Here is a 12,085-nt window from a genome sequence, read left to right as displayed (position 1 = left end):
CACGTGTCGGGGCGCGGAGTTCGTTACGGGGCGGTCCGTGCCACGGCGCCCTGCGTGGCACCCGGCATGACGGGGGCGGCCTGCACCACGATCGTGCGCGGGGGAGCGGCCGGCGCGGCAACCGGGGCGGCGGCCGGCGCGGCGGCCGGGGCCGCGGGAGCGGCGGCGGGCTTCGCCAGCAGCGGCTCGGCCGCGTCGTGGAGCGTGGTCGTGCCCCCTTGGCTCAGGATCACGTTCGGGTTGAGGATCTTCGAGAGCGAGACGTCTTTGACGCTGAGGTTGTCGAGGAGCGAGAGCAGCGGGTTGTCGGCCGCCTGAGCGGGCGCTCCACCGATCAGAAGGAATGCGCCGACGAGGGCGCCGGACGCGCAGAGTCGAGTGATCTTCATGGCCGGAGAACGCGCGGCCGCCGCCCCCGGTCACCGCTCCCGCCCCGGCGTACCCCGTTCGGCTCCGTCGATGCCCCCGTCCGGCCCGCGCGTCGATCCGTCACACGGTCTTGTGGGCCGCCGTGTGACGTGGTCGGGTGGCGCGGTGGAAGCAATCATCGCCAGTGCGATAGCGGTTCTGGGGACCCTGCTCGGGTCGGCGGTCACCTTCGCGTTCCAGCAGCGGGTGGCCGACCGGGGGCACGAGTTCACCCGGTCGGAGAAGCTGCGCCAGGAACGGCTCGACGCCTACACCTCGTACGCGGGGGCGCTCGTGAACTTCCGGCGGACCCTCGTCCACCTGTGGTTCTGCACCTACCAGGAGCCGTACGGGCAGTACGAGGACCCGGCCGCGGTCCGGGCGCGCTCCTACGACCTGCGCTCCCAGGCCCAAGAGGCCCTGTTCCGGCTCCAGATGCTCACCGGCGACGAGGCGCTGAGCACGCGGGCGCAGGAGCTGTTCTCCGAGATCGGGGTCGTGCACAAGACGGAGAGCCGGGAGGAGTTCGAGATCCGCCGCACCTCCACCCGCGAGGGCATCCGCGCCCTCGTCACCGCCGCGAAGCGCCGGCTCTGAAGCGGTACGCCCGGCGCACCGCGAAGGGCCCCGGCCGACGGTGTGTCGGGCGGGGCCCATCGGGTGCGTCGAGCCGGGCGGAGGCGGTCAGCCGCCGCACTGGCAGGGGGCGCCGGACTGGCAGCCGCAGCCGCAGCCCGAGCCGCAACCGCAGGCCGCGAGCAGCGGGAGACGGAGTCCCTCCGGGGGTCGCGCTTCTTGCTCCGGCGTGATGGGGACGGGGGAATCGGGCATGGATCCTCCTCGTAGGCGTTGTGCCTTCGACCTCATTCATGCCCAGCCGAACCCGTGCGTCAACGGCGCATTGGGGGCTCGTTGTTGAGACGAGTTGATCCGAGTAGATCCGGGTCGATCCGGCCCCCGTCGCGGCTCAGACGCCTTCGACCTGCGTCGGCGGCTGGAGCTCGTCCGCGTGCTCGCCCGTCACCAGGTAGACGACGCGCTTGGCGACCGACACCGCGTGGTCCGCGAAGCGCTCGTAGTAGCGGCCCAGCAGCGTCACGTCGACCGCCGTCTCGATGCCGTGCTTCCAGCGGTCGTCCATCAGGTGCTGGAACAGCGTGCGGTGCAGCTGGTCCATCTCGTCGTCGTCCTGCTCCAGCTGGAGCGCCAGGTCGACGTCCTTCGTGATGATGACCTCGGCGGCCTTCGCCATCAGGCGCTGCGCCAGCTGCCCCATCTCCAGGATGGTGGCGTGCAGGTCGCGGGGGACCGCGGTGTCCGGGAACCGCAGGCGGGCGAGCTTGGCCACGTGCTGGGCCAGGTCGCCGGAGCGCTCCAGGTCGGCGCTCATGCGCAGCGAGGTGACGACGATGCGCAGGTCGGTGGCGACCGGCTGCTGGCGCGCGAGCAGCGCGATGGCACGGGCCTCCAGGTCGTGCTGGAGGTCGTCGACCTTCTGGTCCGCGGCGATGACGCTCTCGGCGAGCTTCAGGTCGGCGTCGAGCATGGAGGTCGTGGCCCGCCCGATGGCGGAACCGACCAGCCGGGCCATCTCGACCAGGCCTTCTCCGATCGAGTCCAGTTCCTCGTGGTACGCGTCACGCATGTCTCGTGTCCCTCTCTCGACCTACTGCTACTGCGGTACTGCCCGGGGGCGGGCCGGGGCGGCCTCTTGCCCCACGTTTACACGTTCACCCTCCAACGCGACCGACTCCGGCATCACAAGTGAATCAACCCCGTCGTCAGGGTGAACTCTGGGCGACGACTGTTCGAGCTGCCACCCGAACGGCTGTGGAAGTGTCCTCCCGCCTGCTTAACCTGGAGTCATGGACGTGAACGCGGCGGTCGCCGCAGCTGCAGCGATTGCCGGTCTTTGTACCGGCGTCATCGCGATGCTGGCGTTCCGCTGGAGCGAGCGCGACCAAGCCCGCCCCACCCGGAGCTCCATGCGCCCCGACATCAATGCGGTGCTCCCACCCGGTGTGGACACCGTGCTTTCCGTACTCCGCTCCTCCGCCGTCGTCCTCGACGAGGGCGACGCGGTGGTCAAGGCCAGCTCGGCGGCATATGCCCTCGGCCTGGTCCGCGGCGGCAAGCTGGCCGTGGAACCCATGCTCCACATGGCCCGCGACACCCGGCGCGACGGGGAGATACGCCAGGTCGAACTGGACCTGCCCCGGCGCGGCACCGGCCGCGGCGAAGCCCTCGCCGTCTCGGCGCGCGTCGCCCCGCTCGGCTCCCGCCTGGTGCTCCTCCTGGTCGAGGACCTCACCGAGGCCCGCCGCATCGAGGCCGTGCGCCGCGACTTCGTCGCCAACGTCTCGCACGAGCTCAAGACCCCGGTGGGCGCGATCTCGCTGCTCTCCGAGGCCGTCATGGACGCCTCCGACGACCCCGAAGCGGTCCACCGCTTCGCCGGCCGCATGCAGATCGAGGCCACCCGCCTGATCAACCTCGTACAGGAGCTCATCGACCTCTCCCGGGTACAGAACGACGACCCCCTGGAGGACGCCGAGCCCGTACGGGTGGACACGCTCGTGGCCGAGGCCATAGACCGCTGCCGCCACACGGCGTCGGCTAAGCAGATCACCATGGCCGCCGGCGGCACCGCCGACCTGCGGGTATGGGGAAACCGGGGGCAGCTCGCGGCCGCCCTCGGAAACCTGGTCGAGAACGCGGTCAACTACAGCCCCGCCCGGACCCGCGTCGGCATCGCCGCGCGCCGGGTCACCGCGCCGGGTGGAGACTTGATCGAGATAGCCGTGACCGACCAGGGCATCGGCATCCCGGAAAAGGACCGCGAGCGCATCTTCGAACGCTTCTACCGCGTGGACCCAGCCCGCTCCCGTGCCACGGGAGGAACCGGTCTGGGCCTCGCGATCGTGAAGCACGTAGCGGCTTCGCACGGCGGGGAGGTGTCGGTATGGAGCTCGGAGGGCCAGGGTTCCACGTTCACCCTGCGACTCCCCGAAGCGGCCGCGCCGGCCCCGGCGACGGCACCCGCACCCGCCCGCCCCCAGCTCGAACCTCAAACCGCACCAGCCATTCCTGCCCCGGAGGTCCTTCCGTGACCCGAGTGCTCGTCGTCGAGGATGAGGAATCCTTCAGCGACGCCCTGTCCTACATGCTCCGCAAGGAGGGCTTCGAGGTCGCCATCGCCGCGACCGGGCCCGACGGGCTCGACGAGTTCGAGCGCAACGGCGCCGACCTCGTCCTCCTCGACCTGATGCTCCCCGGCCTGCCCGGCACGGAGGTCTGCCGGCAGCTGCGCGGCCGCTCCAACGTCCCCGTCATCATGGTGACCGCCAAGGACAGCGAGATCGACAAGGTCGTCGGGCTGGAGATAGGAGCCGACGACTACGTCACGAAGCCCTTCTCCTCGCGGGAGCTGGTCGCCCGCATCCGCGCGGTCCTGCGCCGCCGCGGCGAGCCGGAAGAGGTCACTCCGGCCGCGCTGGAGGCCGGACCCGTACGGATGGACGTCGACCGCCACGTGGTCACCGTCGCCGGCGCGAAGGTCGACCTCCCGCTGAAGGAGTTCGACCTGCTGGAGATGCTGCTGCGCAACGCGGGCCGCGTACTGACCCGCATGCAGCTCATCGACCGGGTCTGGGGCGCCGACTACGTCGGTGACACCAAGACCCTCGACGTCCACGTGAAGCGCCTGCGCGCCAAGATCGAGCCGGACCCGGGCGCGCCGCGCTACCTGGTCACGGTCCGCGGCCTCGGCTACAAATTCGAGCCGTAAAGAGCGAGCAGAACGGGAACGGCCCCCCTCCGCGCGATGCGGAGGGGGGCCGTTCCCGTTGCCTACGGTGCTTCGCGCCTCAGTGACCGGCGCTGGAGGACGGGGAGCCGGACGGGCTGCCCGCGGGGGAGCCGGAGGCGCTGCCCGACGGGGTGGTCGAGGGCGAGCCCGAGGCGCTGCCCGAAGGGCTGCCGGACGGGGTGGCGCCCGCGGCCGCCGGGGCCTCGGTCGGGCCGAAGCGCGCGTACATGCCGGTGGCCGGGACGACGAAGGCCTGGAGCGCCACGTCACCCGCGGTGCTCAGCTGGAAGACGACCTTCTGCACGTTGCCGTCCTCGACGGCCTCGCGGCCGTTCGCGATGGAGGCCGAGGCATTGCCCTTGCCGCCCAGGACGACGGAGCCGCCGGCCGGGACGACGACCTTGGACGCGCCGCTCGCGGGCGTCAGCACGACCGTGCCCTTGGAGCCCTGGAGGGTGATGGCGTCGAGGGTCTGGTCCTTGGTGCCGGTGTTGAAGAGGGTCGCCGAGACGGCGGCCGGGCCCTTCTTGTCTTTCTTGTCCTTCTTGTCCTGGGTGACCACCAGGGCGTTCTGGATCTTGATGTCGCCCTTGGTGATGGCGGCATTGTCCGGCTTGACCTGGAGAGTCTGCGCGTCGTGGCCCGCACCGCACGCGGCCAGCGAGGCGATCGAGAACACGACGGCGGTGGCGGCGAGGGCGCCGCGTCGAAGGCTGCGGCTCACGGCGGAGGCATCTCCTTGGACGTACGAAGCGGAAGGGTGGGCGCTCGGAGCAGCCGAAGTAAAGCCGCTCTAAGGGTGTGTCAGCGGGCTTAGGTTACCGAGCCGCCGCCCCGCCCCCGCACCCGACCCTCCGCAGTGAGGGGGCGGCCCTGTCCGGGTGCCGCCGCGGGCGCGCCGCCGGCGGACGATCAGTGGGCGATCGCCTGGTGGATCACCTGGTGGATCATCCAGCGGATCGGCCCGGCGATCTTCCATTCGGATAAGGGCCGCCGGCGATCCGTTGATCAATTTCGGGATTCCCTCGAACACCGCTTGGTGATCAAATTGCGGATTGGGCCGGAACGGGCCCGTACGGGTGGCCGCCAGTCGAACGGAGTAGTTCGGTTTCCCGCCCCGGAAACCGGCAAAACAGGACGTACATCACACTGACGGGGCCCTCGGGCAGGTGTAACGTAGCCGTTTCGCCCGGTCCGCACAGAGCCTCCGACCTGCGAATACCCCCTTCCGGAAGCCTCTCGCAGCACGTTCCTGTCGGTGTTGTCAAGCCCCGAGATGTGCCCTGACCTGCGAAAACGCCATTCATAACGGTCGGTTCTCGTGTTACCCTGGATAGCCACGGAAGGGGTACCTGTCACATGACGTTCAAGGTTGGCGACACCGTGGTCTATCCCCATCACGGGGCCGCGCTGATCGAGGCCATCGAAACTCGCCAGATCAAAGGCGTGGACAAGACCTACTTGGTGCTCAAGGTCGCCCAGGGTGACCTGACCGTTCGCGTACCTGCGGACAATGCGGAGTTCGTAGGCGTTCGCGACGTAGTCGGCCAGGACGGGCTTGACCGGGTCTTCGAGGTGCTCCGCGCACCGTACGCAGAAGAGCCGACGAACTGGTCCCGGCGCTACAAGGCAAATCTGGAAAAGCTCGCTTCTGGCGATGTCATCAAGGTCGCCGAAGTTGTGCGTGACCTGTGGCGTCGTGAGCGTGAGCGCGGGCTTTCCGCGGGTGAGAAGCGCATGCTCGCGAAGGCGCGTCAGATCCTGGTGAGCGAGCTCGCGCTCGCCGAGAACACCAACGAGGACAAGGCCGAGGCCCTCCTCGACGAGGTGCTCGCGTCCTGACGCGATCGCCCGTACGTGTGGTCGTACACAGTTGTGCCGCGGTGCCCGATGACAAGGTGACTTGTTGCCGGGCGCTGCGGCATGTCTGGACCCGTGTCGGCATCCGGACCCACGCCCGAGCCCATGCTCGGCCCCATGCTCGTACTTGTACTGGCGTGCCGGGTCCGGTCAGCCGCCTCGACCGGTCGTCACGGAAGGGGCGAGGGGCGTCGCACCCGGCACCCTTCAGGCCATACCCATGTCGGCCGAAGTCACAAACCTGGCTCGGAGCTACTGATGTCTGACGAATCGCGCCCCCACCGCACCGCCGCGGTGATCCCGGCCGCCGGACGCGGGGTCCGTCTCGGCCCCGGCGCCCCCAAGGCGCTGCGGACCCTGGGCGGCATTCCCATGCTCATCCACGCGGTCCGCGCCATGGCGCGCTCCCGCGCGGTCTCCCTCGTCGTCGTCGTGGCCCCGCCCGACGGCACCGCCGAGGTGCGCCGTCTCCTGGACGAGCACGCGCTGCCCGAGCGCACGGAGATCCTGGTGGTCCCCGGCGGGGACACCCGTCAGGAGTCCGTACGCGCCGGCCTGCGGGCCCTCCCGGCGGATGTCACCACCGTCCTCATCCACGACGCGGCCCGCCCGCTCGTCCCCGTGGACACCGTCGACTCCGTGGTCGAAGCGGTCCGCGACGGCGCGCCCGCCGTCGTACCGGCCCTGCCGCTGGCCGACACCGTCAAGGAGGTCGAACCCGGCAGGCCGGGCGAGCCCGAACCGGTCGTCGCCACCCCCGTACGGGCCCGGCTGCGCGCCGTGCAGACCCCGCAGGGCTTCGACCTCGCCACCCTGCTGCGCGCGCACGAGAAGCTCGCGGCGGGCACGGCGGACGGCGAGGGGGCCACGGACGACGCCGGGATGGTGGAGCAGCTCGGCATCACCGTCGTGGCCGTTCCCGGCCACGAAGAGGCCTTCAAGGTCACCCGCCCGCTCGACCTGGTCCTCGCCGAGGCCGTACTCGCCCGCCGGAGGGCCACCGATGTCTACTAGTCCCGCTACTGGTCCCGCAGCCCCCCTCATCCCGCTCGTCGGCATCGGCACCGACGTCCACGCCTTCGAGACCGGCCGCGAGCTGTGGTGCGCCGGCCTGCTCTGGGAGGGCGAGGACGGGCTGGCCGGGCACTCCGACGGGGACGTCGCCGCGCACGCCGCCTGTGACGCGCTCTTCTCCGCCGCCGGCGTGGGCGACCTCGGCGCGCACTTCGGCACCTCGCGCCCCGAGTGGTCCGGCGCCGCCGGGGTCACCCTCCTGGCGGAGGCCGCCCGGATCGTCCGCGCCGAGGGCTTCGAGATCGGCAACATCGCGATCCAGGTGATCGGCGTACGCCCGAAGATCGGCAAGCGGCGCGAAGAGGCACAGAAGGCGCTCGCGGCCGCCGCGGGCGCCCCCGTGTCCGTCTCGGGAACCACCACGGACGGGCTGGGGCTCACCGGCCGCGCCGAAGGCCTGGCGGCCATCGCCACGGCCCTCGTGTACCGGACGAACCGGGCCTAGTACCCCGTACGGGGGCCGCGCCCGCGGCTCTTCGACAACAAAGCGGGCCCCGCGTGCCGAAAGGGTCGCGGGGCACTGCTACAGGCCCACTACCCTGGATGCCGTGACTATTCGCCTGTACGACACCAGCGCCCGGCAGATCCGCGACTTCGTCCCGCTCACCGCGGGCTGCGTCTCGATCTACCTCTGTGGCGCCACCGTGCAGGCGGCCCCGCACATCGGGCACATCCGCTCGGGACTGAACTTCGACATCATGCGCCGCTGGTTCACCTACCGCGGCCTCGACGTCACCTTCATCCGCAACGTCACCGACATCGACGACAAGATCATCGAGAAGGCCGAGATCCAGGGCCGCCCCTGGTGGTCCATCGGCTACGACAACGAGCGCGCCTTCAACGACGGCTACAACGCGCTGGGCTGCCTCCCGCCCACGTACGAGCCGCGCGCCACCGGCCACGTGCCGGAGATGATCGAGATGATGCGCGGCCTCATCGAGCGCGGCCACGCGTACGAGGCGGACGGCAGCGTCTACTTCGACGTGCGCTCCTTCCCCGGCTACCTGGAACTCTCCAACCAGGACATCGACGACCTGCGCCAGCCCTCCGAGTCGGGCATCACCGGCAAGCGCGACCCCCGCGACTTCGCCATGTGGAAGGCCACCAAGCCGGGCGAGCCCGACTGGGAGACCCCGTGGGGCCGCGGCCGTCCCGGCTGGCACCTGGAGTGCTCCGCGATGGCCCACAAGTACCTGGGCAGCGCCTTCGACATCCACGGCGGCGGGATCGACCTGATCTTCCCGCACCACGAGAACGAGATCGTGCAGGCCAAGGCCTTCGGCGACGAGTTCGCGAAGTACTGGGTGCACAACGCCTGGGTCACCATGTCCGGCGAGAAGATGTCGAAGTCGCTCGGCAACTCCGTCCTGGTCTCCGAGATGGTCAAGGCCTGGCGCCCGATCGTCCTGCGCTACTACCTCGGCACCCCGCACTACCGCTCGATGATCGAGTACAGCGTGGAGTCGCTGCGCGAGGCGGAATCCGGCTTCGCACGCATCGAGGGCTTCATCCAGCGGGTCATCGAGAAGGCCGGCAAGACGGTCGAACCGGCCGCCGAGGTCCCGCCCGCCTTCGCCGAGGCCATGGACGACGACATGGGCGTCCCGCAGGCGCTCGCGATCATCCACACCACCGTGCGCCAGGGCAACAGCGCGCTCGCCGCCGACGACAAGGAAGCCGCGATCGCGCGCCTGGCCGAGGTACGGGCCATGCTGGGCGTCCTCGGCCTCGACCCCCTCGACCCCCACTGGGCGGGCGAGACGGACCGCGGGGAAGACCTCCACGGAGCCGTGGACACCCTCGTACGCCTGGTCCTGGAGCAGCGCGAGTCCGCTCGCGAGCGCAAGGACTGGGCCACCGCCGACGCCATCCGCGACCAGCTCCAGCAGTCGGGCCTGGTCATCGAGGACAGCCCCACCGGACCGCGCTGGACGCTCGGCCCCCGCTGAGCCCACGGGCGCGGCCGAGGGTGCGGCCCGCGGGAGCGTCCGCGGACGCATCCGCGGGAGTCCGCCCTCTGGACCAGCCACGTTGTGCCGCTCGGCGATCCGGGCCGCACACTCTTCATACGTACATATCGCAGCACCAAGGAAACAGGTAGAGGTCATGGCCGGGAACAGCCAGCGCAGGAACCGCCGCACGTCCAACAAGAAGGGCGCGACGGTCGGCAGCGGTGGCCAGCGGCGCAAGGCCCTCGAAGGCAAGGGCCCCACGCCCAAGGCCGAGGACCGCAAGAAGCACAAAGCCAACCGCATCAGCAACGCCATGGCCCGCCAGGCCGCCAAGCGCCGCCCGGCCCCCCGCCGCGGCGGCCCCAAGGGCACCAGCGAGATGGTCGTCGGCCGCAACCCGGTCTTCGAGGCCCTGCGCGACGGCGTACCGGCCACCACCCTCTACGTCCAGCAGTTCATCGACAACGACGAGCGCGTCCGCGAGGCCCTCCAGCTCGCGGCCGAGCGCGGCAACATCAACCTGATGGAAGCCCCGCGCCCCGAGCTCGACCGGCTGACCAACGGCCTCAACCACCAGGGCCTGGTCCTCCAGGTCCCGCCCTACGAGTACGCGCTCCCGGACGAGCTCACCGCCGCCGCGTACGACAACGGCGAGGACCCCCTCATCGTCGCCCTCGACGGGATCACCGACCCGCGCAACCTCGGCGCGATCATCCGCTCCGTCTCCGCCTTCGGCGGCCACGGCGTGGTCGTTCCCGAGCGCCGCGCCGCCAGCATGACCGCCGGCGCCTGGAAGTCCTCGGCCGGCACCGCGGCCCGTACCCCGGTCTCGCGCGTCACCAACCTGACCCGTGCCATCCAGGACTACAAGAAGGAAGGCATCACCATCGTCGGCCTCGCCGCCGAGGGCACCCACGAGGTGCACGAGCTGGAGGCGCTGGGCGGCCCCGTCGTCATCGTCGTCGGCTCCGAGGGCAAGGGCCTCGGCCGCCTCGTCGGCGAGAACTGCGACTACCTCGTCCGCATCCCGATGCCGGGCGGCGCCGAGTCGCTCAACGCCGGTGTCGCCGCGGGCGTCGTCCTCTACGAGGCCGCCCGCCGCCGCGCCACCCGCGGCCGCGTCTGAGCCGCTTGATCCACTTGGCTCACAGGACGTGACCCGTGAGCGTGCCACCCCGCCCCTTCCGGGCGGGGTGGCTTGATTTGACGGGTCTCGGACACATCCCTGATGTCAAGGCAGTGTCCTAAACACCCATCACTCGGTTAGATGAGTGTGGACACCAGAACGCCAGGGTTCGACGACCAGCCCGCGCTGAGCATGGTCAAGGTGCCGTGCGACCCCGCACAGGTCATCGTCAACCACGCCAGCTTCCGCGTGCGGCTCGCACCAAGCCCGAGCGCGCGTCCCAAGCCCGCGGGCATCCCCGGCCTCGCCCCCGCGCTCGGAGGGGCCCTCGCGGCCGCCGGAGCCGGCGCGGGCCGCCGCCGCCCCGTCGTCTGGAGCGGCAAGTCCGCCCCCGGCGACGCCGCGGCCAGCGCCGCTATGGGAGGCCTGCTCCAGGCCGTGCGCGAGCACGGGCGCGGCCACGACGAGTACGACGGCGGAGCCACCCAGGTCATCCCGCGCATCGACCTCGCCCACGACCTCGCCGAGGACACCCTCGCCACCCCGACCGTCATCGGCCAGCGCAGCTACGGCGCCCACCCCGACGACGCCGACACCCGCAGCCAGCCCGCGGTCCGCGACCTCTCCCCTGAGGCCTACGAGGCCTACGGGGCCGCGCTCGCCGAGGCCTCCGGCCCCGGCACGGACACCCGCCGGGCACCGGGCGACGCACGCGCGCAAGCCCAGTACTACCCCGGCCGCCGGATGAACCTGGGCGTCGTGCTGCTCCCACTGCGCGTCTTCCTCGGCTTCATCTCCATCTACGCCGGCATGGGCAAGCTGTGCGACCCCGTCTACTTCGACGGCGGCGAGCGCGGCTCCATGGTCACCTGGCTCCAGACCCTGCACCCCTGGGCGCTGGCCGAACCGCTGCGCGACTTCGCGCTCGCGCACCCCGTGGGCGCCGGGCTCAGCGTGGCCTTCCTCCAGGTGATCGTCGGCGTCCTGACCGTCTTCGGCCTCTGGCAGCGGTTCGCGGCCTGCTTCGGCGCACTGCTCTCCGCCGCGCTGCTGATGACCGTCAGCTGGAAGACCGTGCCCGCCTACGACGCGCCCGACATCATCTACCTCGCCGCCTGGAGCCCCCTGATCATCGCGGGCGCCCCGGTGTACTCGCTGGACGGGCGGCTCGCGGGCGAGGCCTGGCGCACGCTGGGCCCCCGTACCGAGGTCTGGCGGCTGCGGCGGCGCGTGCTGCGGCGCGGGGCCGTCATGGCCACCGTGGTCTGCGGACTCACCCTGCTCGTCGGCTCGCTCCTCGGCGGGGCCGTCCGCTCCACCACCGTGGTCACCGTGCCCGGGCCCGGCCAGGCCCCGAGCAACTACCTCCCCGGGCGGCCGCTGCCGCGCTCCCCGCAGCAACAGCCGACGCAGCCGACCCCCCCGAAGCCGGCCGCGCAGCCCTCGGCCGGAGCCTCCTCGCCGAGCGCCAAGCCGGGCCGCGGGGCCACCGGTTCGGCCACCCCCGGCGCCACCGGCTCCGGGACCCCTTCCGCGAGCAAGGCCGCCGGCGGCAGCCAGAGCAGCCCGCGCAGCACCCCCCGCCAGTCCACCCCGCAGAAGCCCCCGACCTCCTCCTCGGGGACGGGCAGCGGCGGGTCCTCCGGCGGAGCCGGGGACGCACCGCCGAAGAAGCCCGGCCTGGTCGGCGGCCTCCTCGGCTGACCGGAGCGCGGACCGCACCGCGGCACCACGGAGGAGGGGCCGGCACGCGAAAGCTGGCGGGGCCGCCCGCGGGGGGGGCCCCGGGCCCGCCCCGGCCCCCCGGACCGGACCGGGGGAGGGCATCCTGCGGCGGCAGGCGCAACGGGAGTCCGC

12 protein-coding genes are annotated in these 12,085 nt (G+C 71.5%); 9 read left to right on the top strand and 3 right to left on the bottom strand.

Annotated elements, in window-relative coordinates; genetic code table 11:
• Window positions 1-23 precede the first annotated feature (23 nt).
• Window positions 24-389, bottom strand: a complete 366-nt coding sequence (locus ACFXDJ_RS21695; RefSeq protein ID WP_384660871.1) for a hypothetical protein — start codon at window positions 387-389, stop codon at window positions 24-26.
• Window positions 390-534: 145 nt separating this feature from the next.
• On the opposite strand from ACFXDJ_RS21695, the gene ACFXDJ_RS21690 reads away from it, so the two are divergent.
• Window positions 535-1,005, top strand: coding sequence for a hypothetical protein (locus tag ACFXDJ_RS21690; RefSeq protein ID WP_384660874.1), 471 nt, complete (start codon window positions 535-537; stop codon window positions 1,003-1,005).
• A 370-nt stretch (window positions 1,006-1,375) separates the two neighbouring features.
• On the opposite strand, the gene phoU is transcribed toward ACFXDJ_RS21690, so the two are convergent.
• Window positions 1,376-2,053, bottom strand: a complete 678-nt coding sequence (phoU, locus tag ACFXDJ_RS21685) for a phosphate signaling complex protein PhoU (protein ID WP_112449136.1) — start codon at window positions 2,051-2,053, stop codon at window positions 1,376-1,378.
• A 220-nt stretch (window positions 2,054-2,273) separates the two neighbouring features.
• Here phoU and ACFXDJ_RS21680 point away from each other — a divergent pair, with 220 nt between their 5' ends.
• Entirely contained in the window at window positions 2,274-3,518 is a 1,245-nt protein-coding gene (locus ACFXDJ_RS21680; protein WP_384660877.1) for a sensor histidine kinase, read from the top strand.
• Window positions 3,515-4,195, top strand: coding sequence for a response regulator transcription factor (locus ACFXDJ_RS21675; protein ID WP_007265514.1), 681 nt, complete (start codon window positions 3,515-3,517; stop codon window positions 4,193-4,195). Before ACFXDJ_RS21680 ends, ACFXDJ_RS21675 begins: the two co-directional genes overlap by 4 nt.
• 79 nt (window positions 4,196-4,274) lie before the next feature.
• Here the strand turns inward: ACFXDJ_RS21675 and ACFXDJ_RS21670 are convergent, their stop codons facing one another.
• A complete protein-coding gene (locus tag ACFXDJ_RS21670) occupies window positions 4,275-4,940 on the bottom strand; it encodes a DUF461 domain-containing protein (protein WP_384662614.1) in 666 nt (221 codons plus the stop codon).
• 635 nt (window positions 4,941-5,575) lie between these two features.
• Here ACFXDJ_RS21670 and ACFXDJ_RS21665 point away from each other — a divergent pair.
• From ACFXDJ_RS21665 to ACFXDJ_RS21640, 6 genes are all read left to right on the top strand, one after another.
• A complete protein-coding gene (locus ACFXDJ_RS21665; protein WP_003953493.1) occupies window positions 5,576-6,058 on the top strand; it encodes a CarD family transcriptional regulator in 483 nt (160 codons plus the stop codon).
• Window positions 6,059-6,334: 276 nt separating this feature from the next.
• Window positions 6,335-7,090, top strand: coding sequence for a 2-C-methyl-D-erythritol 4-phosphate cytidylyltransferase (gene ispD / locus ACFXDJ_RS21660; RefSeq protein WP_384662611.1), 756 nt, complete (start codon window positions 6,335-6,337; stop codon window positions 7,088-7,090).
• Entirely contained in the window at window positions 7,080-7,595 is a 516-nt protein-coding gene (ispF, locus tag ACFXDJ_RS21655; protein WP_384849954.1) for a 2-C-methyl-D-erythritol 2,4-cyclodiphosphate synthase, read from the top strand. Before ispD ends, ispF begins: the two co-directional genes overlap by 11 nt.
• A 103-nt stretch (window positions 7,596-7,698) precedes the next feature.
• Window positions 7,699-9,099, top strand: a complete 1,401-nt coding sequence (gene cysS, locus ACFXDJ_RS21650; RefSeq protein ID WP_384662605.1) for a cysteine--tRNA ligase — start codon at window positions 7,699-7,701, stop codon at window positions 9,097-9,099.
• Between the two features lie 157 nt (window positions 9,100-9,256).
• Window positions 9,257-10,228, top strand: coding sequence for a 23S rRNA (guanosine(2251)-2'-O)-methyltransferase RlmB (gene rlmB / locus ACFXDJ_RS21645; protein WP_384662602.1), 972 nt, complete (start codon window positions 9,257-9,259; stop codon window positions 10,226-10,228).
• Between the two features lie 141 nt (window positions 10,229-10,369).
• Window positions 10,370-11,932, top strand: coding sequence for a DoxX family membrane protein (locus ACFXDJ_RS21640; protein ID WP_384849951.1), 1,563 nt, complete (start codon window positions 10,370-10,372; stop codon window positions 11,930-11,932).
• The last annotated feature ends 153 nt before the right edge of the window (window positions 11,933-12,085 follow it).

Source organism: Streptomyces sp. NPDC059443 (assembly GCF_042750105.1).
GTDB lineage: Bacteria > Actinomycetota > Actinomycetes > Streptomycetales > Streptomycetaceae > Streptomyces.
Note: the sequence above shows the minus strand (reverse complement) of the source record. Positions and strands in the feature narration are given on the sequence as shown.